Annotated in this window: 20 protein-coding genes; 8 read left to right on the top strand and 12 right to left on the bottom strand. The window is 55.5% G+C overall.

Annotated features, from left to right (window positions below):
* Positions 1–30: 30 nt before the first annotated feature.
* Positions 31–1,206 (bottom strand): CynX/NimT family MFS transporter, encoded by a 1,176-nt coding sequence (locus tag ACOTX3_RS08925; RefSeq protein WP_058679137.1) that lies wholly within the window; start codon positions 1,204–1,206, stop codon positions 31–33.
* Between the two features lie 99 nt (positions 1,207–1,305).
* Here ACOTX3_RS08925 and ACOTX3_RS08920 point away from each other — a divergent pair, with 99 nt between their 5' ends.
* A complete protein-coding gene (locus ACOTX3_RS08920) occupies positions 1,306–2,097 on the top strand; it encodes an AraC family transcriptional regulator (RefSeq protein WP_038979869.1) in 792 nt (263 codons plus the stop codon).
* Here ACOTX3_RS08920 and ACOTX3_RS08915 read toward each other — a convergent pair.
* A complete protein-coding gene (locus ACOTX3_RS08915) occupies positions 2,081–2,527 on the bottom strand; it encodes a DUF441 domain-containing protein (protein WP_008500737.1) in 447 nt (148 codons plus the stop codon). The two genes, ACOTX3_RS08920 and ACOTX3_RS08915, sit on opposite strands and share 17 nt — an antisense overlap.
* 145 nt (positions 2,528–2,672) lie before the next feature.
* Between ACOTX3_RS08915 and yoaI the strand changes: the two genes are divergently transcribed.
* Positions 2,673–2,777, top strand: coding sequence for a small membrane protein YoaI (gene yoaI / locus ACOTX3_RS08910; protein WP_020690334.1), 105 nt, complete (start codon positions 2,673–2,675; stop codon positions 2,775–2,777).
* Between the two features lie 21 nt (positions 2,778–2,798).
* Here yoaI and ACOTX3_RS08905 read toward each other — a convergent pair whose 3' ends face one another.
* From ACOTX3_RS08905 to yeaG, 3 genes are all read right to left on the bottom strand, one after another.
* Positions 2,799–3,299 carry a YbaK/prolyl-tRNA synthetase associated domain-containing protein gene (locus ACOTX3_RS08905; protein WP_013097062.1) on the bottom strand — a complete coding sequence of 167 codons (501 nt, stop codon included), beginning with the start codon at positions 3,297–3,299 and terminating at the stop codon, positions 2,799–2,801.
* Between the two features lie 114 nt (positions 3,300–3,413).
* Positions 3,414–4,697: a YeaH/YhbH family protein gene (locus ACOTX3_RS08900; RefSeq protein WP_013097061.1), complete on the bottom strand. Its 1,284-nt coding sequence runs from the start codon at positions 4,695–4,697 to the stop codon at positions 3,414–3,416.
* A 74-nt stretch (positions 4,698–4,771) separates the two neighbouring features.
* Positions 4,772–6,706 carry a protein kinase YeaG gene (gene yeaG, locus ACOTX3_RS08895; protein ID WP_013097060.1) on the bottom strand — a complete coding sequence of 645 codons (1,935 nt, stop codon included), beginning with the start codon at positions 6,704–6,706 and terminating at the stop codon, positions 4,772–4,774.
* Positions 6,707–7,137: 431 nt separating this feature from the next.
* Between yeaG and ACOTX3_RS08890 the strand changes: the two genes are divergently transcribed.
* A complete protein-coding gene (locus tag ACOTX3_RS08890) occupies positions 7,138–7,884 on the top strand; it encodes a MipA/OmpV family protein (RefSeq protein ID WP_013097055.1) in 747 nt (248 codons plus the stop codon).
* 91 nt (positions 7,885–7,975) lie between these two features.
* Here ACOTX3_RS08890 and ACOTX3_RS08885 read toward each other — a convergent pair whose 3' ends face one another.
* Together ACOTX3_RS08885 and gapA are read right to left on the bottom strand one after the other, a co-directional pair.
* The gene (locus ACOTX3_RS08885) at positions 7,976–8,860 is read right to left on the bottom strand and encodes a D-hexose-6-phosphate mutarotase (protein ID WP_058679136.1); all 885 of its coding nucleotides are present in this window, start codon (positions 8,858–8,860) and stop codon (positions 7,976–7,978) included.
* Between the two features lie 72 nt (positions 8,861–8,932).
* Positions 8,933–9,928, bottom strand: coding sequence for a glyceraldehyde-3-phosphate dehydrogenase (gene gapA / locus ACOTX3_RS08880; protein ID WP_421631603.1), 996 nt, complete (start codon positions 9,926–9,928; stop codon positions 8,933–8,935).
* 341 nt (positions 9,929–10,269) lie between these two features.
* Between gapA and msrB the strand changes: the two genes are divergently transcribed.
* Together msrB and ACOTX3_RS08870 are read left to right on the top strand one after the other, a co-directional pair.
* Positions 10,270–10,683, top strand: a complete 414-nt coding sequence (msrB, locus tag ACOTX3_RS08875; RefSeq protein WP_013097052.1) for a peptide-methionine (R)-S-oxide reductase MsrB — start codon at positions 10,270–10,272, stop codon at positions 10,681–10,683.
* A 41-nt stretch (positions 10,684–10,724) separates the two neighbouring features.
* Positions 10,725–11,003 carry a YeaC family protein gene (locus ACOTX3_RS08870; RefSeq protein WP_013097051.1) on the top strand — a complete coding sequence of 93 codons (279 nt, stop codon included), beginning with the start codon at positions 10,725–10,727 and terminating at the stop codon, positions 11,001–11,003.
* Positions 11,004–11,063: 60 nt separating this feature from the next.
* Here the strand turns inward: ACOTX3_RS08870 and ACOTX3_RS08865 are convergent, their stop codons facing one another.
* The 4 genes from ACOTX3_RS08865 to sppA form a co-directional block, all read right to left on the bottom strand.
* On the bottom strand, positions 11,064–12,320 hold the full coding sequence (locus ACOTX3_RS08865) for a glycoside hydrolase family 18 protein (protein WP_058679135.1): 1,257 nt from the start codon (positions 12,318–12,320) through the stop codon (positions 11,064–11,066).
* Positions 12,321–12,491: 171 nt separating this feature from the next.
* Positions 12,492–13,133 (bottom strand): bifunctional nicotinamidase/pyrazinamidase, encoded by a 642-nt coding sequence (gene pncA / locus ACOTX3_RS08860; RefSeq protein WP_058679134.1) that lies wholly within the window; start codon positions 13,131–13,133, stop codon positions 12,492–12,494.
* Between the two features lie 9 nt (positions 13,134–13,142).
* The gene (gene ansA / locus ACOTX3_RS08855; RefSeq protein ID WP_013097048.1) at positions 13,143–14,159 is read right to left on the bottom strand and encodes an asparaginase; all 1,017 of its coding nucleotides are present in this window, start codon (positions 14,157–14,159) and stop codon (positions 13,143–13,145) included.
* Positions 14,160–14,222: 63 nt separating this feature from the next.
* The gene (gene sppA / locus ACOTX3_RS08850; protein ID WP_020690337.1) at positions 14,223–16,079 is read right to left on the bottom strand and encodes a signal peptide peptidase SppA; all 1,857 of its coding nucleotides are present in this window, start codon (positions 16,077–16,079) and stop codon (positions 14,223–14,225) included.
* A gap of 167 nt (positions 16,080–16,246) precedes the next feature.
* Between sppA and ACOTX3_RS08845 the strand changes: the two genes are divergently transcribed.
* The 3 genes from ACOTX3_RS08845 to ACOTX3_RS08835 all read left to right on the top strand — a co-directional run bounded on the left by ACOTX3_RS08845 (position 16,247) and on the right by ACOTX3_RS08835 (position 19,870).
* Positions 16,247–16,798, top strand: a complete 552-nt coding sequence (locus ACOTX3_RS08845; protein WP_013097046.1) for an NAD(P)H nitroreductase — start codon at positions 16,247–16,249, stop codon at positions 16,796–16,798.
* 116 nt (positions 16,799–16,914) lie between these two features.
* The gene (gene selD / locus ACOTX3_RS08840) at positions 16,915–17,958 is read left to right on the top strand and encodes a selenide, water dikinase SelD (RefSeq protein WP_014831513.1); all 1,044 of its coding nucleotides are present in this window, start codon (positions 16,915–16,917) and stop codon (positions 17,956–17,958) included.
* Positions 17,959–17,962: 4 nt separating this feature from the next.
* Positions 17,963–19,870, top strand: coding sequence for a DNA topoisomerase III (locus ACOTX3_RS08835; protein ID WP_058651477.1), 1,908 nt, complete (start codon positions 17,963–17,965; stop codon positions 19,868–19,870).
* Positions 19,871–19,928: 58 nt separating this feature from the next.
* Here ACOTX3_RS08835 and gdhA read toward each other — a convergent pair whose 3' ends face one another.
* Complete coding sequence (gene gdhA, locus ACOTX3_RS08830) at positions 19,929–21,272, bottom strand: NADP-specific glutamate dehydrogenase (protein ID WP_020688396.1); 1,344 nt, start codon at positions 21,270–21,272, stop codon at positions 19,929–19,931.
* Positions 21,273–21,289: the final 17 nt, after the last annotated feature.

Genomic DNA, 21,289 nt, shown 5'->3' with positions numbered 1-21,289 from the left:
ACAGGCAGACCGTCAGGTCTGCCACTGTTTTTAGCGGGGCGTGATCTCCCGGTCGCGCCCGGCAAGCATGCCGCAGATGGCCATCACCACCGAGGCCAGCGCGCAGGCCAGAAGGGGGATCTGCCAGTCACCGGCGGTATCGTGAATTTTCCCCATCAGCGGAGGCCCGCAGGCGGCTAGCAGATAACCAATCGACTGCGCCATACCGGACAGTGCCGCCGCCTGATGAGCAGAGCTGGCGCGCAGGCCGATGAACGTCAGACCGAGGATCATCGTTGCTCCGGTGCCAAAGCCAAACACCAGCGTCCACACGACCGCCAAATCCGGTGCAAACCAGAAACCGGCCGCACTCACTGCGCACATCAGGGCTACGGCGCCAGCGATCCCGCGTTGATCGTTCAGACGATGCAGGATCAGCGGCACGGCAAGGCCCGGAATGGCCGTGGCCAGCTGTAAGAGCCCGTGCATGGAGCCCGCCTGCGCTTCGCTGTAGCCGTGGCTGAGTAATATCGCGGGTAACCAGCCGATGATGACGTAGTAAATCAGCGAGTTAATGCCGAGAAAGAGCGTCACCTGCCAGGCGAGGGCAGAACGCCATATGGCGCGGTTGTGCAGCGCTCCTGCACCGGTCACTGTGGCGACCTGCTTCTGGCGCCACTGTGGCAGCCAGAGCAGCAGCGCCAGCAGGGGAAAGATCATCAGCATTAGCAGCGCGCCATGCCAGCCTGCGGCTCCCTGGGCGAGAGGAACAATCAGCGCCGAACCGAACGCCGCCGAAACGCCCATCGTCAGGGAATAGGCCCCGGTAAGGCGGGCAACCTGGCCGGGAAAGTCGCGTTTGATTAAGCCCGGTAACAACACATTCCCGAGCGCGATACCGCAACCGATCACCGCCGTGCCGGTAAACAGCAGGGCCGCAGAGGGCAGAGAGCGCACGGCAATCCCGGCGCAGATCAGCAACAGGGCGAGGAACAGGCTGCGCTCCATGCCGATACGCCGTGCTACGCCCGCGGCAAGCGGCGAGACAAGGGCAAACGCTAATAGTGGCAGGGTGGTTAGCAGGCCGGTTTGCGCGGTGGTTAATCCATATTCAAGGCGAATGGTATCGAGCAGCGGCGCTGCGCCGGTAAAGGTGACGCGAAGCGTCGTGGCAATCATCAGAATGCCGGCGATCAGCAGCGCGCCTTTGCGAGTAGCAGTAGTCATTGTTTTCTCATACGTTCAGGCGAGCGCACACAATACCGATTTTCGCCGTGGTTGAAATCAGGCTAAAATGACAGTTTATCGCTAATATCGGACAACCTGATGAACGGTCTGGGACTCGACGGCTACGATCCCGATAGCCAATTCGATGCCGCGGTCGCGTTTCGCATCCGCGTGGTAGCGCAGGAGCAATATATTCCGCTCCATCAGCACCGCAAAGGGCAGCTGATTCTGGCGCTGGGTGGTGCAATCACCTGTGAGGTAGAAAATGCCATGCTGATGGTACCGCCCCAGTATGCCGTGTGGATCCCCGGGCAGATGCCCCACAGCAACAGGGCCACGCCAGGCGCGCAGCTCTGCTTTTTGTTTATTGAACCGGGTGCCGTCAGTCTGCCGGACCGGTGCTGTACCCTGAAAATATCGCCGCTGGTTCGGGAGCTGATTCTGTCGCTGGCGGGAAAAACGCGTGAGCAACTGCCGCTTGCCACCACCTCGCGTCTGGTGGATGTGCTGTTTGATGAACTGCCGCTCCAGCGACAGGAACATTTACAGCTGCCCGTTTCCCCTCATCCTAAAATTCGGTTGATGAGCGAAAAGATGGCGGAAGAGCCCGCCGCGTGGCAGACGCTGGCGCAATGGGCGAACCACTTTGCCATGAGTGAGCGCAACCTGGCGCGGCTGGTGGTCAAAGAGACGGGCTTAAGCTTTCGCCGCTGGCGTCATCAGCTGCAGTTGATTGTGGCGTTGCAGCTGCTGATTGGCGGGAAGTCAGTTCAGCAGGTGGCGCAGTCACTTGGTTATGACTCCACCACCGCCTTTATTACGATGTTTAAAAAGGGGCTGGGGCAAACGCCCGCGCGCTATATTGCCAGCCTGACTACGACTTCCCAATAAACAGCGAAACCAGCCCGGCGGCAATGAGCGGGCCCACCGGAACGCCGCGAAAGAGCGCCACGCCAAGCACCGTTCCCACCAGCAGGCCAGCCACCAGCGAGGGCTGGCTGCTCATCAACGTGACGCCGCGACCACCCAGCCATGACACGAAAATCCCCACCGCGATAGCCACCAGTGATTTCCAGTTAACAAACGAGTGCAGCAGCGTTGAGGCCGGAAGCGTGCCGCTGGCAATGGGGGCCATCACCCCAATGGTCAAAATGATTATCCCGATCGTCAGGCCTTGTTTTTCTATCCACGGGAAAAAAGTGTTTAACGGGGTGACGCGCACAATGATCAACACCAGGATCGAAATGGCGACGGTGGTGTTATGGCTGATAAAGCCGAGTGCAGCGAGTGCCAGAAGAATGAGCAGAGTAGGGTCAAACATGAGGAGTCCTTGCCAGAATAGTAAGCCTGCTTACTTTACGCGGAAAAACGGCTGACGACAGCGTTTAAAAAAAATAGGAGATTGTCATATCCGTGTCATTTGCAGGGGATAAAACGGCATCAGGCATCGCAAAGGGTTGCTAAAGATGAACGATCACATGTTTGTTGAAACGCTGATTATCTCCTCATCGTTTTTCGCTATTGCGGTGATTTTGATCGCATCAGTTCTGTTTCTGGAAAAGAGAGGCTGACAGAGGCGTCAGCCATCACGGTCACGCTTTACGAAACGTCACCAGTTCAGGGCGGGCAATGCGCAGATAATCCTGGGTATCCATGATCACGGATTTTTCCAGCAGACCGGCATTGAACGCGATTTCGTCAAAACGCTCGAACAGGAGCGGGTCGGCGACCAGCGTCAGATCCGGATGGAAGCTAAACGGTGGGATAGCGCCAAACACGCAGGCGGTCAGATGATCGACTTCGGCCGGGCTTGCAAGAGAGGCTTTTAAGCCGCCGAAATGGCTGGCAAGCTGGCTCAGGTCGGCCTGCTGGTCAGCGGCCAGGATCGCCAGAACGTGTTTTTTTACGCCGTTTCCCTTCACTTTGCAGACCAGCGCTTTTGCGCCTTGCCCCAGATCGGTTCCGCGGATTTCGCTTACCGCTTCGCATTTTCCTACGGCCTCGTGCTCCATCACGCGAAAGCGCGCACCTTGCTGCGTTAACAGCGAAATGAGTTGCTGGTGGGTAGCCGTACCCTTAACCTCATCAGACATAGTCAGTTTACCTGTTATCTGCCAATACGCAGTTTCCAACAGTAACACAGATCTTTTTGCGAAGGGGATGGACGAAGGGGAAAGAAAACAGCCAGCGTGTCGCTGGCTGTGGGGTCAGGCATTGCTGGTGGCCGATTGCTTGTGGAACAGCTCCCGGAACACCGGATAGATATCATCCTGGTCACGGATGTGTTGCATGGCGAAATTTTCGAACATCGATTGCAGATGTTCATATTCACGCCACAGCGTCTGGTGAGCTCGACGCGTGATTTCGATATAGCTGTAGTAACGCACCACCGGCAAAATTTTCTTCGCCAGAATGTCGTGACACAGCGGCGAATCATCCGCCCAGTTGTCGCCATCCGACGCCTGCGCAGCATAGATGTTCCACTGAGCCGGATCGTAACGCTCTTTCACCACCTCATCCATCAGCTTCAGGGCGCTCGATACGATGGTGCCGCCGGTCTCCTGCGAGTAGAAGAACTCATGTTCATCCACCTCTTTGGCCTGGGTGTGGTGGCGGATATAAACCACTTCCACGTTCTTATAGGTTCTGCTCAGGAACAGATAGAGCAGAATGTAAAAACGCTTCGCCATATCCTTAGTGGCCTGGTCCATTGAACCGGAGACGTCCATCAGACAGAACATGACAGCCTGGCTCGAAGGCTCCGGCCGTTTTTCGTAGTTTTTATAGCGCAGGTCGAAGGTATCAATAAACGGTACCCGCTCAATCTTCGCCCTCAGCTCGGCAATCTCTTTACGCAGGCGCTCCTCTTCCAGCAGTTGCGCCGGTTCTGTGTTTTCTACCACCTTCAGGCTGCTTTCCAGTTCGCGCAGCTCCCGCCGTTTACCGGCCGTCATGGCCGTGCGCCGCGCCAGCGAGTTCTGCAGCGAACGAACGACGCTGATATTGGCCGGTACGCCGTTCGCGGTATAACCCGCGCGATGGGTTTTGTATTCGTTAAGCTGACGGTGCTGGTTCTTTTTCAGATTAGGCAGCGCCAGATCCTCAAAGAGCAGGTCGAGATACTCATCTTTTGAGATCTGAAAGACGAATTCATCCTGACCTTCACCATCCTGGCTGGCCTGTCCTTGACCGCTTCCAGAACCGCCGCCGCCTCCTTGTGGGCGCTCGATTCTGTCGTTCTGAACGAAGTGGTCATTACCTGGGTGTACGCGATGGCGCAGGCCGCCACGCCCCTGATGAAACATCGGTTCGCTGATGTCATCGGTGGGGATGGAGACAGACTCGCCGCTGTCGACGTCGGTTACCGAGCGTTTGTTGATGGCCTCGGAGATCGACTGTTTAATTTGCGCTTTGTAACGGCGCAAGAAGCGCTGGCGATTCACCATGCTCTTGTTTTTGCCGTTCAGACGCCGGTCAATAAACCAGGTCATATACCCCCCGTACTGCATTTGCCAACTTGCATTTTGTCGGCCCGGTGAGCGTTAAACGCTACCGGGCACTTGTTTTAAGACGATTTCCGTACGCGCAGATACCATTCGCACAGCAAACGAACCTGTTTGCGGGTGTAGCCTTTTTCCATCATACGGTCGACAAAATCGTCGTGTTTTTTCTGCTCGTCAGTTGAGGTTTTGGTGTTAAACGAAATGACGGGTAACAGCTCCTCGGTGTTAGAGAACATTTTCTTCTCGATGACCGTGCGCAGTTTCTCGTAGCTGGTCCAGTTCGGATTACGACCGTTGTTATGCGCTCTGGCACGCAGTACGAAGTTCACAATCTCGTTACGGAAGTCTTTCGGGTTGCTGATCCCGGCAGGCTTCTCTATTTTTTCCAGCTCCGCGTTCAGGGATTCACGATCAAACAGCTGTCCGGTATCCGGGTCGCGGTACTCCTGATCCTGGATCCAGAAGTCAGCATAGGTGACGTAACGGTCAAAGATGTTCTGGCCGTATTCTGAATAGGATTCCAGGTAGGCCGTCTGGATCTCTTTGCCAATAAACTCGGCATATTTCGGGATCAGATAACCTTTCAGGAACTCAAGGTAACGTTCCGCCTGCTCCTGTGGGAACTGCTCGCGTTCAATCTGCTGCTCCAGCACATAGAACAGGTGTACCGGGTTGGCCGCCACTTCCGCATGGTCGAAGTTAAACACGCGGGAGAGGATCTTAAACGCGAAACGCGTGGACAGACCGTTCATGCCCTCGTCGACACCCGCGTAATCGCGGTACTCCTGATACGACTTCGCTTTCGGGTCGGTATCTTTCAGACTTTCCCCGTCATAAACGCGCATTTTGGAGTAGATGCTGGAGTTTTCCGGCTCTTTCAGACGCGACAGGATGGAGAAGCGCGACAGCGTTTCCAGCGTGCCCGGTGCGCATGGGGCATGCATCAGCTCACTGTGGTTAAGCAGTTTTTCGTAAATTTTGATCTCTTCGGAGATCCGCAGGCAATAAGGCACTTTAACGATGTACACACGGTCAAGGAACGCCTCATTGTTTTTGTTATTTCGGAAGGAGACCCACTCTGATTCGTTCGAGTGCGCCAGGATTATGCCGTTGAACGGCAGGGCAGAGATACCTTCCGTCCCGTTGTAGTTCCCCTCCTGGGTGGCCGTCAGCAGTGGATGTAGCACTTTAATGGGTGCTTTAAACATCTCGACGAATTCCATAATGCCCTGGTTTGCCCGGCACAGTGCGCCGGAGTAGCCGTAGGCATCCGGGTCATTCTGGGCGTAATTTTCCAGCTTACGGATATCGACTTTACCGACCAGCGCCGAGATGTCCTGGTTGTTCTCATCACCCGGTTCCGTTTTGGCGATGGCGATCTGCTCCAGAATGGATGGCCACACTTTCACGACGCGGAATTTGGTGATATCGCCACCAAACTCATGCAGGCGTTTCGCCGCCCACGGCGACATGATGGTGCCGAGATAACGACGCGGAATGCCGTACTCTTTATCCAGAATTTGCGCATCTTCCTGCGGGTTAAACAGGCACAGCGGATGGTCGTTCACCGGGCTGCGTTCACCGTTGGCGCTCAGCACATAGATAGGCACGCGCTGCATCAGCGATTTCAGCCGTTCAGCCAGCGACGATTTACCGCCACCCACCGGGCCGAGTAAATAGAGGATCTGTTTCTTCTCTTCCAGACCCTGAGCAGCATGCTTCAGGTATGAGACGATTTGCTCGATGGCATCTTCCATGCCATAGAACTCTTCAAACGCCGGGTATCGGGCGACCACCCGATTCGAAAAGAGACGGGAAAGCCGTGGTTCCTGGGCAGTATCAACCATGTTTGGCTCACCAATAGCCATCAATAGCCGTTCTGCCGCGTTGGCATAGGCACTGCGATCTTGCCGACAGATGGTAAGAAACTCCTGCAGTGTGAACTCTTCGTCCTTGGCAGCTTCATAGCGCTGGCGATAGTGATCGAATATATTCATGGCATGCCGTCCTTTCGTTTTTTAGCACAGGATAAGAGCCGTTCGTATGAGTAGTGGAGGCTCCCGGAAGAGAATCTCTCGCACCTCACTGCCAGAGCAGCAACCTGTGTGCCAGGTCAGACGCTAAGAACCGCGGGGCGTGCAGGAAAACTCTTCTTAAATTAAAGCGTAGATGGCATTTGCAAAACTTGCATGCTGATAAAATCTAATTTCAATGACATATCAATAACTCATCCAAAAATATCCATTGCCGTTATATGTCATACGGGCATTTTTCACCCTGCGGTCACAGAAGTGAAAACGGCCTGTCATCTGAAAAATGAAAAATAACGGGTTAATCAAACTGATTAGCAGGCAAAAAATTTGGGGAAGTACGGGTCTGGCGGTTAAACTTCTCCCGCTGATTATTTGACTACAGGAAAGAATGGATTGTGACCAAACTCAAACTTCTGGCATTGGGCGTACTCGCCGCGACCGCAGTTAGCACCGCACAGGCGGAAAGCCAGTGGACGGTAGGTGCGGGCGTTGGCGTCATTAACAGCCCGTATAAACAGTATGATCGTGATGTTTATCCCGTTCCGGTTGTCACCTATGAAGGCGATAACTTCTGGTTCCGTGGACTGGGCGGCGGCTACTATCTGTGGAACGATACGGCCGATAAGCTCTCCATTATGGCCTACTACGATCCGACGCACTTCAAACCGGGCGACAGCGACAGCCACGCCCTGCGTCGACTCGACAAGCGTAAGAGCACCATGATGGCGGGTCTCTCTTATGTGCATAACACCGAGTATGGCTTCCTGCGTACCGCGCTGGCGGGAGACACGCTGGATAACAGCAACGGCTTTATCTGGGATCTGGCCTGGCTCTATCGCTACACGAACGGTGCGTTAACACTGACGCCAGGTATTGGTGTGCAGTACAACAGTGAGAACTACAACGACTACTACTATGGTGTCTCTAAGAATGAGTCCCGTCGTAGCGGTCTGAAGAGCTACAGCGCAGATGATGGCTGGGATCCGTACCTGGAGCTGACCGCGAGCTACAACTTCCTGGGTGACTGGAACGTATACGGTACTGGCCGTTACGAGCGTCTGAGCGACGAAGTGAAAGACAGCCCAATGGTCGACAAGTCCTGGGCGGGTATTTTCTCTGTCGGTGTGACCTACAAGTTCTGATTGCGCATTAAAACAGTGCAATCTTTGCATTATAACGGGGCGCTTGCGCCCCGTTTGCATTGTGCTGGTGCGGTCAAAATAATACCGCGTCTTAGCGCTTCACAATGCGAATAGTTTGCCCTAAGCGAGACGGTTTTTCTTCGCTGGCTTTTTGCGCCGTAGTGACGCAGGCCGTTTCAACGCAGACAAACGTTTTGTAACCGTCATCGGGCACGTCGGCCATGCTCACTGAGAGTGCCGGACCTGGGTTCCAGCCCACCACGTTGCTGTGATGATGGTGAATCACTTCGATGCCACGGTTGAGGGCACTGTCGTGGATCACGTTGCACGCTTCCGGATGCAGGTAAACGCGGTCGGTACGGTCAGGGAAGGTCTGCACGCCGTCGCTGAGTTTCCCTTCTTTTGTATTGTCCACTTTGTCGATATAGGTATCGCCAAGGCCGCTCACTTTTACCGCGCTGATATCACCCACGTTGAAGTAGGTGTGCAAGGCAGAGGTCGTTTCAAACTCGCCGTGCGCTTCCAGCTCAATCTCGCAGGTTTTACCCAGCTTGAAGCGGGCGTACAGGGTAAACTCGTGCGGCCACAGCGCACGGGTCTCGTCATTGGCCTGAAGCTCAAAGGTCAGCACGGCACCGTTATCATCTTCGTTATGCGCTTTCAGGGTCCACTGCTGGTTGCGGGCAAAACCATGAGAAGGCAGTCCCTGCTGCGCTGACGGGCCAAACCATGGCCAGCAGACAGGCACGCCGCCGCGGATCGCCGCTCCTTTTTTGAAAGAGGTCGCATCACTCAGCCACAGCACTTCCGTTTCACCTTCCGGTTTCCAGGAGAGCAGGTGGGCGCCGTTCAGCGCAACGGAGGCTTTCACTCGCGGGTGGTCAACGACGATAACATCAGCGCCATCAATCTGGCGACGGGAGAGCACAGGGGTAAGTTGTTCGACTACCGGAAGTGCAAAAATTTTATTAATCATTAAGCAATCCTCTGTCTTATAAATAAAAAAGGCGACCGAAGTCGCCTTTTTGGATCAAGCACTCATTCCAGTTTATTTGGAGATGTGAGCGATCAGGTCCAGTACTTTGTTAGAGTAGCCGGTTTCGTTGTCGTACCAGGATACCAGTTTAACGAAGTTGTCGTTCAGTGCGATACCTGCTTTAGCATCGAACACGGAAGTGCATACTTCGCCGTTGAAATCGGTAGATACAACGTCGTCTTCGGTGTAACCCAGAACGCCTTTCATTGGGCCTTCGGAAGCAGCTTTGATTGCTTTCTTAATGTCTTCGTAAGAAGCAGCTTTTTCCAGACGAACGGTCAGGTCAACAACGGATACGTTAGGAGTTGGAACGCGGAACGCCATACCAGTCAGTTTGCCATTCAGTTCTGGCAGTACTTTACCTACCGCTTTAGCAGCACCGGTAGAGGATGGGATGATGTTCTGAGCCGCGCCACGGCCGCCACGCCAGTCTTTGTGAGACGGGCCATCAACGGTTTTCTGAGTAGCGGTGGTCGCGTGAACGGTAGTCATCAGACCTTCGATGATGCCGAAGTTGTCGTTGATAACTTTTGCCAGCGGTGCCAGGCAGTTGGTGGTGCAGGATGCGTTAGAAACGATATCCTGGCCAGCGTAAGTTTCGAAGTTAGCACCACGAACGAACATTGGGGTGTTGTCTTTGGAAGGACCAGTCAGAACAACTTTTTTCGCACCCGCGGTGATGTGTTCACGCGCAGTTTCGTCAGTCAGGAAGATACCGGTTGCTTCAGCAACAACGTCAACACCGATTTCGTTCCATTTCAGGTTAGCTGGGTCTTTCTCAGCAGTAACGCGGATGGTTTTGCCATTAACAACCAGGTGGCCGTCTTTCACTTCAACGGTGCCGTCGAAACGACCGTGAGTTGAGTCGTACTTCAGCATGTACGCCATGTATTCAGCGTCCAGGAGATCGTTGATACCAACGATTTCGATGTCAGAACGTTTCTGAGCAGCACGGAAAACAATACGGCCGATACGGCCAAAACCGTTGATACCTACTTTGATAGTCATATATTCCACCAGCTATTTGTTAGTGAATAAAAGGTTGCCTGTAAAATTACAAAAACCTTACGCAGCGTCAAGCGGAATCGTGTCAATCATTGCGACAAATCAATCCTGTGACTAACGTTTGTGCGACTGACTCGCCTCACTTTCCCTTTGAGCTAGCAACCACATGGGGGCTGCGCCCGGAATTTTAAAGGCCTCGCAGGATAAATATGTGAGCATGATCACAATTGCCTGACCGCCTTTTCGCGACACATAAGTTTAGATCAAAAGTGCACGCAAGGGTGTTAATGTTTTGTTAGAATCCGGGTTAAAAGGTGTCTGTTTCTACAGCGAGATGTAAGCATATGTCGAACCAACGTAACCCTGACGATTTGAAAAAAAACCTCACAGAAATGCAGTTTTACGTGACGCAGAATCACGGCACGGAGCCGCCATTTACCGGGCGTTTACTGCATAACAAACGCGATGGCGTATACCATTGCCTGGTCTGTGACGCCCCCCTGTTCAATTCACAAACGAAATACGATTCTGGCTGCGGCTGGCCGAGTTTTTACGAGCCGGTGAGTGATGACGCGATCCGCTACTTAACTGACTCGTCGCACGGGATGGTGCGTACCGAAATTCGCTGCGGCAACTGCGATGCGCACCTGGGGCATGTCTTCCCGGATGGCCCTCAGCCAACGGGCGAGCGTTTCTGCGTTAACTCAGCTTCTCTGAGCTTTAGCGACGATGAAAACGGCGACCAGATTAAAGGTTGAAAAAACGATTCAGCAAATTATTCCTTTGAAAGGGTTAGAGCGTGAATATTGATGACATGATTAACGGTATGACGCCGGAAGTTTATCAGCGTCTGGTCACCGCCGTTGAGCTGGGGAAATGGCCTGATGGCGTTGCCTTAACCCCGGAGCAAAAAGAGAACAGCTTGCAGCTGGTCATGCTGTGGCAGGCGCGCAACAACACCGATGCGCAGCACATGACAATCGATACCAACGGCCAGATGGTGATGAAGAGCAAGCGTGAACTGAAGGAAGAGTTTGGTATCACGCCAAAGCCGATTGCGACGATGAAAATACAATAACAGTGCGGGTTGATGCCCTCACTCAACCCTCTCCTTGTGGGAGAGGGTTTGATTGCCTCACTACTTATGCGGGATCCCGAGCGACTCTGCCAGCTGCTTCGCTAACTGGTTATTATCATCCGCCCCATACTCCCAGAACATTGCGCCTGCCAGACCTTTCTCTTTGATATAGTCCGCTTTGATAGCGACGGAACGTGGATTCTCATACGAGAGGGCAAACAGATCCTTCCCGTCGGCGCCCTTCACGGAAAGCCACGGCACTTTCGCCTGGTCGTCCCAGTGTTCAGTAAAGCGCTTTTGCGGGTCGTTTAGCAGTTTCTTCACGATATCGTTGTACTTCACGTAGGTATCTTTGGTCAGGTCATAACCGAGTGATCTGAACAACCCGATCTCCTGTGGGCCGAAGTAAGGCTGTGTCACCGGATTGTTTTGCGCATCGGGCTTGCTCCAGTCAATGCCCGGTTCTACAGCGCGTTTTGGCACGCGCCCATAGAAACCAATCCCAAGGTTCATCTGCTGTGGCTTCAGCCCCGCGGCCAGATAATTGTTCACCACAAAATCAACGCTGTATTTATCTGCTGCCGCCACGGTCGGCCAGGCGCTGGAGTCATACAGGTTCGCGTTAAAATACTGAGTGCCGTACGCCATGTCGTAGGTCATCAGGTTGATATAGTCGAGAAGGGGAGCAATGGCTTTCACATCGACCCAGCTTTTCGGACTTTCCGCATTGGCCCCAACCGCAATCGTGACCAGTTTTTTCTGCCCGAAGGCGGCACGCAGCTCTTTCAGCAGGAAGGTGAAGTTATCCCGGTCTGCAGGCGTGCTTGCGACCAGCCCCCATGCGCCGTTTACCGGGTACTCCCAGTCAAGGTCGATCCCGTCCAGACCGTATTTCTCAACAATCTCCTGCGCCGAGCGGATAAACACCGCGCGGCTCTCTTTGGTGGCTGCTGCGCCCGAGAAACCACGGGCACCCCAACCGCCGACGGAAAGCAGAACGTTTAAATTCGGGTTTTGTTTACGAAGCTGTGGGATAAGCGCCAGGTCGGACGCCACTTTCGGAGATAACCAGATCTGATGCAGCTTCGCCGGATCTTTCAGTGCGGCGTTGGTTTCGTCTTTTTCGTTATTGTAGATAAGGCCAAACGAATAGTTCAGGTGGGTGACCTGGCGGACATCAAGCGTATTAATATCGCCGCCGGGTCCGGCAGTGACATCACCACCGCCGTTAAAGTAGCCCACGGACATCAGGGGAGTGGCGTAAGCAACTGACGCGCAAAGCAAGGGTAAAGCTGCCAGCAATGGCAAACGTTTCATAGGTGTTCCTCTTTGACAGAATAAAAATAACCACGCCACAGAAAAAGCGTGGCGAAAAAACAGCCTGAAAAGCATAGCATCGCCGCTTCGCTGGTGATGCGAGGGAGTTCACTTTATGGGGATCGGAGTGGAAATGCCGGGAAAGGCGAAGCCGCCCCCCGGCATAAAAGACTACGCCTGCGTCTCCAGCCAGTCTGCCAGCGTATACAGCGTCGCGCCTTCAGCGGCCATATCCATAAACGCCTGCGCGCTGTCCTGCGGTTGAATGTTCACCCCGCGACAGCCGTCGGTGATGACGCTGACCGTATAACCCAACTGGAGCGCGTCCAGCACGGTAAACTTCACGCAGTAGTCCGTTGCCAGCCCCAGCACAATCAGCTCGATGATTTCGTGGTGACGTAACCACGCGTCCAGCGCCGTTTTCTGACGATGTCCGTTATCGAAAAAGGCGCTGTAGCTGTCAATAGCCGGGTTTTCGCCTTTATGAAACACCGCGTCGATGGCTTTCTGATTCAGCAGCGGATGCAGCGCGGCGCCTTCCGTTTGCTGCACGCAGTGATCGGGCCAGAAGGTTTGCGCCAGACCGTCGAGCTCACCCTGGCTGAAGGGTTCAACGCCGTGCTGGCTGGCAAAACTGCCATGGTTGGCCGGATGCCAGTCCTGGCTTGCGACAACGGCTTCACCGCGCAATTTACACCAGTCAATCAGGGTATTGGCCACGTCGACCGTGCTTTCACCTTCTGCGACGGCCAGTGCGCCGCCCGCGCAGAAATCATTTTGCAAATCGACCAGTAACAGGGCGCGTTGCTTCATGAGGCCTCCTTATTCGTCCGGGGTCAGTTCGCCGCGCAGGTTTTGCATCATGGCGCTGCGAATGGACTGGATGTCCAGATCCTGACTCAGTAAATAATGAAGTTTAGTCAGTGTGGCCTCGACGGTCATATCGAATCCGCTGATCACCCCCGCATGCGCCAGGGCATTACCGGTGGCATAGCCGCCCATATTGACCTTGCCGGACATACATTGCGTCAGGTTAACCACCACAATCCCGCGCTCGCTCGCTTCCTGCAGCTCTTTCAGGAATTCACTGTTCTGCGGCGCGTTACCCACACCGTAGGAGCGCAAAATCAGCGCTTTTACCGGCTGGCGCAGGAAGTTACGCACCACATCAGCAGAGATGCCCGGATAAATGGTTACCACACCGATCGGCTGCGGGGTGATCGGGTGAACGATCAGCTCGCCTGAGGTGGTCGGCGCAGGCGGCGTGCCCAGACGACGAATATGAATACCCGCTTCCAGCAGCGGTTGCAGGTTTGGTGAGGCGAAGGCGTCAAACCCATCGGCGTGCGCTTTGGTGGTACGGTTGCCACGATACAGACGGTTGTTGAAGAACAGCGAGACCTCGTTAATCGGGTAGTTCGCCGCCACGTAGAGGGAGTTAAGCAGGTTAATCTGTCCATCCGAGCGCAGTTCCGCCAGCGGAATTTGCGAGCCGGTGACAATCACCGGTTTGCTCAGGTTTTCCAGCATGAAGGAGAGCGCCGAGGCGGTAAAGGCCATGGTGTCGGTACCATGCAGGATCACAAAGCCGTCGTACTGGTCGTAATGGGCTTTGATGTCATCCGCGATATGCTGCCAGTCTTCCGGCGTCATATCGGAGGAGTCCATCAGCGGCTCGTACTCGTGGATGGTAAAGTCAGGCATTTCCGGGCGGTGGAATTCCGGCATCAGGGCAAGCTGACGTTGAAGATGACCGGACACAGGAATATAGCCGTTTTCAGAGCGCTGCATCCCGATGGTACCGCCAGTGTAGGCTACATAAATCGATTTCTTCTGCATGGTAGTGATTTCTTGTTCTTCAAAAGAAAAAAATCCCCTCTTCACCGGAAGAGGGGACGGGGTTTAACGTACGTTTGCGCAGGTCAGGCAAAACGCGTAACGACTTTGTGGATCATTAAACGCCGCGAGCTTATCGCTTTCCGCTTTCATCGCTTTAGCGGCCGTGGCGACAGGCGCTGGCAGATAAGCCTGCAGCGCTTCCGGCAACATGGCGCGCACGGAGACGGACATGCTGTCCATCACCATATCGAAGAACGACGGCTCATCCTGATAGTATTCAACATGCCACTGTTTGAGCTTAGCCAGTTCGGCGGCTTTCTTCACCGCGTCATCAAAGTCACCCAGGCTGTCGACCAGGCCGTTGCTCTTCGCATCCTGTCCTGTCCAGACGTGGCCCTGAGCAATTTCGTCGATCTGCTGCGGCGTCTTTTTACGCGAGTCAGCGACCAGCGTGATAAAGCGCTTGTAGCCATTCTCAATGCTGAGCTGCATCATCTCGGACACTTCAGGTGGCAAGGATTTGGTTACCGACACATCCGCCAGCGGTGAAGTGGCCACACCATCCGTATGCACACCCAGGTAATCCAGGCTGTTCTCTACCGTGTTGATCACCCCGAAGATGCCAATTGATCCGGTCAGGGTGCTTGGGTTAGCGACGATGTAGTTAGCCGGGGTTGAGATCCAGTAACCGCCGGAAGCCGCCATGCCGCCCATGGAAACCACCACCGGTTTACCTGCTGCACGCGCAGCGGCCAGCTCGGCGCGGATCACTTCAGAGGCGCTGACGCTGCCCCCCGGGCTGTTCACACGCAGCACAATCGCTTTCACTTTCGGGTCAAGACGCGCGTCACGGATCTGCGACGCGGTGGTATCACCCCCGACGTTCCCCGGAGTCTCCTGACCGTCCATGATTGCGCCATTGGCGAAGACGACCGCAACGCTGTCACCGCTCTCATCCGGTTTTTTCGCCGCGTAATCGTACATGCTGATCGCGCTGTAATTTTTATCCTCTTTGCTCCAGCCGAACTGTTTGCTCAGGGACTTTTCGATCTCCGCGCTGGTTCCCAGGGCATCGACCAGCTTGTTATCAAGCGCATATTTCGCGGTATCGCCGTCAACCTTGCGCAAGCCGTCCAGCACGCCCTGAGCACCAGGGAAGACCTGTGCAGGGGTAATCTGGCGGTTACTGGCAACTGTGGTCAGGTAGTTCTGCCACAGCTCACCAATCCAGCGGCTGTCCGCTTCACGGGCGGCAGGAGACATGTCATCACGGATAAATGGCTCAACGGCAGATTTATACGTACCGACGCGGAACACGTGGGTGGTGACCTTCAGCTTGTCGAGCAGAGATTTGTAGTAAAGCCCGTTCGTGGCAAAGCCGTGCAGGTCGACCGTACCCTGAGGTGAAAGCCAGATTTTATTGGCAAAGCTCGCCAGATAATATTGCCCCTGGCTGTAGCTGTCGCCTATTGCGATCACCGGTTTACCGCTGTCACGGAATTCACGCAGGGCTTTGCCGATGTACTGCATAGAAGGCTGGTCGGCCCCGGCAAAATCTTTCAGATCCAGCACGATACCCGTAATGTTGCGATCATCTTTTGCCTGACGAATGGTATCGACAATATCGAACAGGGAGTTTTCCTGCAGGCGGTCCGAGGTAGCGCCGAACAGCTGACGACCAATCACTCCCAGACGATTGCTGGTGGAAGGCTTATCGACAATCACGCCGGTGATGTCGAGCAGCAGCGCGCCGCGCGTCGAATGCTGTGACTGGTTTGCGTTACTGATGTGCATCCAGATGCCCGCGCAAACCAGCACCAGGAGGATGAAAACGAGGTTCATCACCAGGTTGCGGACGAAATTGAGCAGTCGCCACGTCCATTTAAAGAAACCGGCAAAGATTCGCCAAAGGGTTCGCATGTATTCTCCCTAACCAGAAAATGACTGTTTCCGTCGCCACTGGACGGTAATGTTGGGTTATCGTAATGACCCAACCGCCACTTGTCAGCAGGAATCGCCTGCCAGGCTGTAACAAAATCTGCCGTCGTGTTAATTTTGTGAGTAAATTTCAAGAAAGGAGTTAACCAATGGACGCACTTGAACTGCTTGTTAACCGCCGTAGCGCGTCACGTCTGGCGGAACCTGCGCCAGCGGGTGAGCAGCTGGAGAACATTCTGCGTGCCGGTATGCGTGCGCCGGATCACGGCACACTTCAGCCGTGGCACTTCTTTATTATTGAAGGTGAAGGCCGCGAGCGCTTCAGCCAGCTGCTGGAGCAGGGGGCGGTTGCCGCCGGTCAGGATGAGAAAGGGATCGATAAAGCCCGTAATGCGCCGTTCCGTGCGCCGATGATTATCGCCGTCGTGGCGAAGTGTCAGGCGGAGCATAAAGTGCCGGTATGGGAGCAGGAGATGTCGGCGGGATGCGCGGTGATGGCGATGCAGATGGCCGCTGTTGCACAAGGCTTCAACGGTATCTGGCGTACCGGGCCACTAACTGAAAGCCCGGCGGTGCGCGACGGACTCAACTGCGGCGAGCATGACAAAATCGTCGGTTTCCTCTATCTCGGCACCCCTCAGCTTAAAGCCTCCAGCACCATTAGCGTGCCGGACACCACGCCTTTCGTCAGCCGTTTCTGATAACGCGCGCTAAACTGTCTGGATTCTGAGCATCTGCCGCAGAATTCAGACAGTCATACTTACCTCTTTAAGGAATGAGCGCTACCATAGCGCGATTGCATTGACAGGAGATGTCCATGAGCGAGCAAACCATTCGTTTAACGCAATACAGCCACGGAGCCGGTTGCGGTTGTAAAATTTCCCCCAAAGTGCTGGAAACCATCCTGCACAGTGAACAGGCGAAGTTTGTCGACCCGAACCTGCTTGTTGGCAACGAAACGCGTGACGATGCAGCGGTTTATGACTTGGGTAACGGCACCAGCATTATCAGTACCACTGACTTCTTTATGCCGATTGTCGATAACCCGTTCGATTTCGGGCGCATCGCAGCGACCAACGCCATCAGCGATATCTTCGCGATGGGCGGTAAACCGATTATGGCGATTGCGATTCTGGGCTGGCCGATCAACACCCTTGCGCCAGAAATAGCCCGCCAGGTGATTGAGGGCGGACGCTTTGCCTGCCAGCAGGCGGGGATTGCCCTGGCCGGTGGTCACTCTATTGATGCGCCGGAGCCGATCTTCGGTCTGGCGGTCACGGGCGTGGTGCCTACCGAGCGCGTCAAACGCAACAGCACCGCGCAGGCGGGTTGCAAGCTGTTCCTCACCAAGCCGCTGGGCATTGGCGTGCTGACCACCGCCGAGAAAAAATCCCTGCTGAAACCCGAGCATAAAGGTCTGGCAACGGAAGTGATGTGCCAGATGAACCTGGCCGGTGCCGCTTTCGCCAATATCGACGGCGTGAAGGCGATGACCGACGTCACCGGTTTTGGCCTGTTGGGGCATCTCTCTGAAGTGTGTCAGGGCGCGGGTGTGCAGGCGCAGGTCTGGTATCAGGACGTGCCGAAGCTGCCAGGCGTGGAAGCGTACATTGCCCAGGGCGCCGTGCCGGGCGGTACTCAGCGTAACTTTGCCAGCTATGGTCATCTGATGGGCGAAATGCCTGAAGAGTGGCGTAACCTGCTGTGCGATCCGCAAACCTCGGGTGGTCTGCTGCTGGCAGTCACGCCGGAGTCAGAAGCCGAGGTGCAGGCAACGGCCGCCGAGTTTGGTATTACCCTGACGGCGATCGGCGAACTGGTGACCGCGCGCGGTGGCCGACCGATGATTGAGATCCGTTAATTCGATGCGGTTGTTTATTGCCGAAAAGCCGAGTCTGGCTCGTGCCATCGCCGATGTGCTGCCGAAGCCGCATCGCAAAGGCGACGGCTTTATTGAATGCGGTAACGGGCAGGTGGTCACCTGGTGCATTGGTCACCTGCTTGAGCAGGCACAGCCAGACGTCTACGACAGCCGCTATGCCCGCTGGAACCTCAACGATCTGCCTATCGTGCCGGAAAAATGGCGCCTGCAACCGCGCCCCTCCGTCACCAAACAGCTCAACGTCATTAAGCGCTTTCTGCATGAAGCGTCTGAAGTTGTCCACGCCGGTGACCCGGACAGGGAAGGACAACTGCTGGTGGATGAAGTGCTGGACTATCTGGAGCTGGCGCCGGAAAAACGCCAGCAGGTGCAGCGCTGCCTGATTAACGACCTCAACCCGCAGGCGGTGGAGCGGGCGATTTCACGTCTGCGCGCCAACAGCGAGTTTATCCCGCTGTGCGTGTCCGCGTTAGCCCGCGCGCGCGCAGACTGGCTGTACGGGATCAACATGACCCGCGCCTACACGATCCTTGGGCGGAATGCCGGCTATCAGGGGGTACTCTCCGTAGGCCGCGTGCAAACGCCGGTGCTGGGGCTGGTGGTGCGCCGTGATGAAGAAATTGAAAACTTCGTCGCCAAAGATTTCTTCGAAGTGAAAGCGCACATCGTCACCCCGAAAGAGGAGCGTTTTACCGCCGTCTGGCAGCCGAGCGATGCCTGCGAATCGTATCAGGATGAAGAAGGCCGTCTGCTGCACCGTCCGCTGGCGGAGCACGTGGTCAACCGGATCACCGGTCAACCTGCCATCGTCACCAGCTATAACGATAAACGGGAATCCGAACCCGCACCGCTGCCGTTTTCACTTTCTGCCCTGCAGATTGAGGCCGCGAAGCGCTTTGGCCTGAGCGCGCAGAACGTGCTGGATATCTGCCAGAAGCTCTACGAAACCCACAAGCTCATCACCTATCCGCGTTCAGACAGCCGCTACCTGCCTGAAGAGCACTTTGCCGGACGCCACGCGGTGATGAACGCCATCGGCGTGCATGCGCCGGATCTGCTGCCGCAGCCGGTCGTCAACCCGGATACCCATAACCGCTGCTGGGACGATAAAAAAGTCGATGCCCACCATGCGATCATCCCGACGGCGCGGGCCAGCAACGTCAACCTGACGGAGAACGAAGCGAAGGTCTATAACCTGATCGCGCGTCAATATCTGATGCAGTTCTGCCCGGACGCGGTGTTCCGCAAGTGCGTCATTGAGCTGGAGATCTCCAAAGGCAAATTTATTGCCAAAGCGCGTTTTCTGGCGGAAGCGGGCTGGCGTACGCTGCTTGGCAACAAAGAGCGTGACGAAGAGAACGACGGCACTCCGCTGCCGGTAGTGGCTAAAGACGACGAGCTGCTGTGTGAGAAAGGGGAAGTGGTAGAGCGCCAGACGCAGCCACCACGCCATTTCACCGATGCGACGCTGCTCTCCGCCATGACCGGGATTGCCCGTTTTGTACAGGACAAAGAGCTGAAAAAGATCCTGCGCGCCACTGACGGGCTGGGAACTGAAGCGACCCGCGCGGGGATCATCGAGCTGCTGTTCAAACGCGGCTTCCTGGAGAAAAAAGGGCGCTATATTCACTCCACCGAGCCGGGCAGGGCATTAATCCACTCCCTGCCGGAGCTGGCCGCCAGGCCGGATATGACGGCGCACTGGGAATCGGTGCTGACGCAAATCAGCGAGAAACAGTGCCGTTATCAGGACTTTATGCAGCCGCTGGTGGGGACGCTGTACCAGCTGATCGATCAGGCACGCAGCACGCCGGTGAAGCGGTTCAGAGGAATGGTGGCACCGGGTGGTGGTGCGAAGAAACCGTTTAAAAAGAAAAAGAGCGCGGCCTGATACCCTCGTTTTTTTCCCCTCTCCCAAAGGGAGAGGGCACCCGGCCGCACGTTAAAACTTAAATCACACCTTGTCCAATCATCGCGTCCGCCACCTTCACGAACCCGGCGATATTCGCACCACGCACGTAGTTGGTTTGCGAGGCCTCACCGCCGTACTCTACGCAGGCGTGGTGAATATCCAGCATGATGTGGTGCAGACGGGCATCCACTTTCTCTGCTTTCCAGCCCAGACGCGCGGCGTTTTGCGCCATCTCCAGACCGGACGTTGCCACGCCGCCGGCGTTGGCGGCTTTGCCCGGTGCAAACAGTACGCCTGCTTCCAGGAACAGATCGGTCGCCTCGATGGTGGTTGGCATATTCGCCCCTTCGGCTACCGCTTTTACGCCATTGCTGATTAAGGTGCGGGCGGCTTCAACGTCCAGTTCGTTCTGGGTTGCACACGGCAGGGCGATATCCACCGGCACGCCCCACGGTTGTTTACCCTCAAGATAGGTCAGACCAAACTCGCGGGCATAATCGGCCACGCGGCCATCGCGACTGGCTTTGATTTCACACAGACGCGCCAGTTTCTCAGCCGTGAAGCCGGCTTCATCCACGACGGTACCGCTGGAATCAGACGCGGTGACCACGCGGGCACCAAACTGCATTGCTTTTTCGATGGCATATTGCGCCACGTTGCCGGAGCCGGAGACCGCCACGCGCATGCCTTCGAAGCCTAAGCCGTGGCGTTTCAGCATCGCTTCGGTGAAATAGACCAGACCGTAGCCGGTCGCTTCCGGGCGGATCAGGCTGCCGCCAAAGGAGAGTCCTTTGCCGGTAAAGACGCAGGCGCTGTTGTTTGAGAGCTTTTTCATCATTCCGGCCATAAAGCCCACTTCACGCCCGCCCACGCCGATATCACCAGCAGGGACGTCGGTGTCCGGGCCAAGGTGGCGATAAAGCTCGGTGATCAGCGCCTGGCAGAAGCGCATCACTTCGCCTTCGCTTTTGCCTTTCGGGTCAAAATCGCTGCCGCCTTTACCGCCGCCCATCGGCAGGGTAGTGAGCGCGTTTTTAAAGGTCTGCTCAAAGCCAAGGAATTTCAAAATCGACAGGTTCACTGAAGGGTGGAAGCGCATCCCGCCCTTAAACGGCCCGATAGCCGAGTTAAACTGCACGCGCCACGCGCGGTTCACCTGCACCTGATTGCGGTCGTCCACCCACGCCACGCGGAACTGGATCACGCGCTCAGGTTCGACGAGGCGCTCAAGCAAAGACATCTGACGATAACGTGGGTTTTGTTCCAGGAAGGGCCACAGGGTGGTCATTACTTCACGTACGGCCTGCGCAAACTCGCTCTGATGCGGGTCGCGCTGCTGAACATGGGTGAGAAAACTTTCCAGAGTGCGTGTCTGATCCATAGATATAAGAACCTCTT

Source organism: Enterobacter cloacae complex sp. IR5384 (genome assembly GCF_049237265.1).
GTDB classification, from domain to species: Bacteria; Pseudomonadota; Gammaproteobacteria; order Enterobacterales; family Enterobacteriaceae; genus Enterobacter; species Enterobacter cloacae.
This window is presented reverse-complemented; position numbering and strand designations above follow the sequence as displayed.

Coding starts and splice junctions, on each gene's coding strand:
- ACOTX3_RS08925 (WP_058679137.1), bottom strand. CDS start 1,206: ATGACTACTGCTACTCGCAAAGGCGCGCTGCTGATCGCCGGCATTCTG.
- ACOTX3_RS08920 (WP_038979869.1), top strand. CDS start 1,306: ATGAACGGTCTGGGACTCGACGGCTACGATCCCGATAGCCAATTCGAT.
- ACOTX3_RS08915 (WP_008500737.1), bottom strand. CDS start 2,527: ATGTTTGACCCTACTCTGCTCATTCTTCTGGCACTCGCTGCACTCGGC.
- yoaI (WP_020690334.1), top strand. CDS start 2,673: ATGAACGATCACATGTTTGTTGAAACGCTGATTATCTCCTCATCGTTT.
- ACOTX3_RS08905 (WP_013097062.1), bottom strand. CDS start 3,299: ATGTCTGATGAGGTTAAGGGTACGGCTACCCACCAGCAACTCATTTCG.
- ACOTX3_RS08900 (WP_013097061.1), bottom strand. CDS start 4,697: ATGACCTGGTTTATTGACCGGCGTCTGAACGGCAAAAACAAGAGCATG.
- yeaG (WP_013097060.1), bottom strand. CDS start 6,706: ATGAATATATTCGATCACTATCGCCAGCGCTATGAAGCTGCCAAGGAC.
- ACOTX3_RS08885 (WP_058679136.1), bottom strand. CDS start 8,860: ATGATTAATAAAATTTTTGCACTTCCGGTAGTCGAACAACTTACCCCT.
- gapA (WP_421631603.1), bottom strand. CDS start 9,928: ATGACTATCAAAGTAGGTATCAACGGTTTTGGCCGTATCGGCCGTATT.
- msrB (WP_013097052.1), top strand. CDS start 10,270: ATGTCGAACCAACGTAACCCTGACGATTTGAAAAAAAACCTCACAGAA.
- ACOTX3_RS08865 (WP_058679135.1), bottom strand. CDS start 12,320: ATGAAACGTTTGCCATTGCTGGCAGCTTTACCCTTGCTTTGCGCGTCA.
- pncA (WP_058679134.1), bottom strand. CDS start 13,133: ATGAAGCAACGCGCCCTGTTACTGGTCGATTTGCAAAATGATTTCTGC.
- ansA (WP_013097048.1), bottom strand. CDS start 14,159: ATGCAGAAGAAATCGATTTATGTAGCCTACACTGGCGGTACCATCGGG.
- sppA (WP_020690337.1), bottom strand. CDS start 16,079: ATGCGAACCCTTTGGCGAATCTTTGCCGGTTTCTTTAAATGGACGTGG.
- ACOTX3_RS08845 (WP_013097046.1), top strand. CDS start 16,247: ATGGACGCACTTGAACTGCTTGTTAACCGCCGTAGCGCGTCACGTCTG.
- selD (WP_014831513.1), top strand. CDS start 16,915: ATGAGCGAGCAAACCATTCGTTTAACGCAATACAGCCACGGAGCCGGT.
- ACOTX3_RS08835 (WP_058651477.1), top strand. CDS start 17,963: ATGCGGTTGTTTATTGCCGAAAAGCCGAGTCTGGCTCGTGCCATCGCC.
- gdhA (WP_020688396.1), bottom strand. CDS start 21,272: ATGGATCAGACACGCACTCTGGAAAGTTTTCTCACCCATGTTCAGCAG.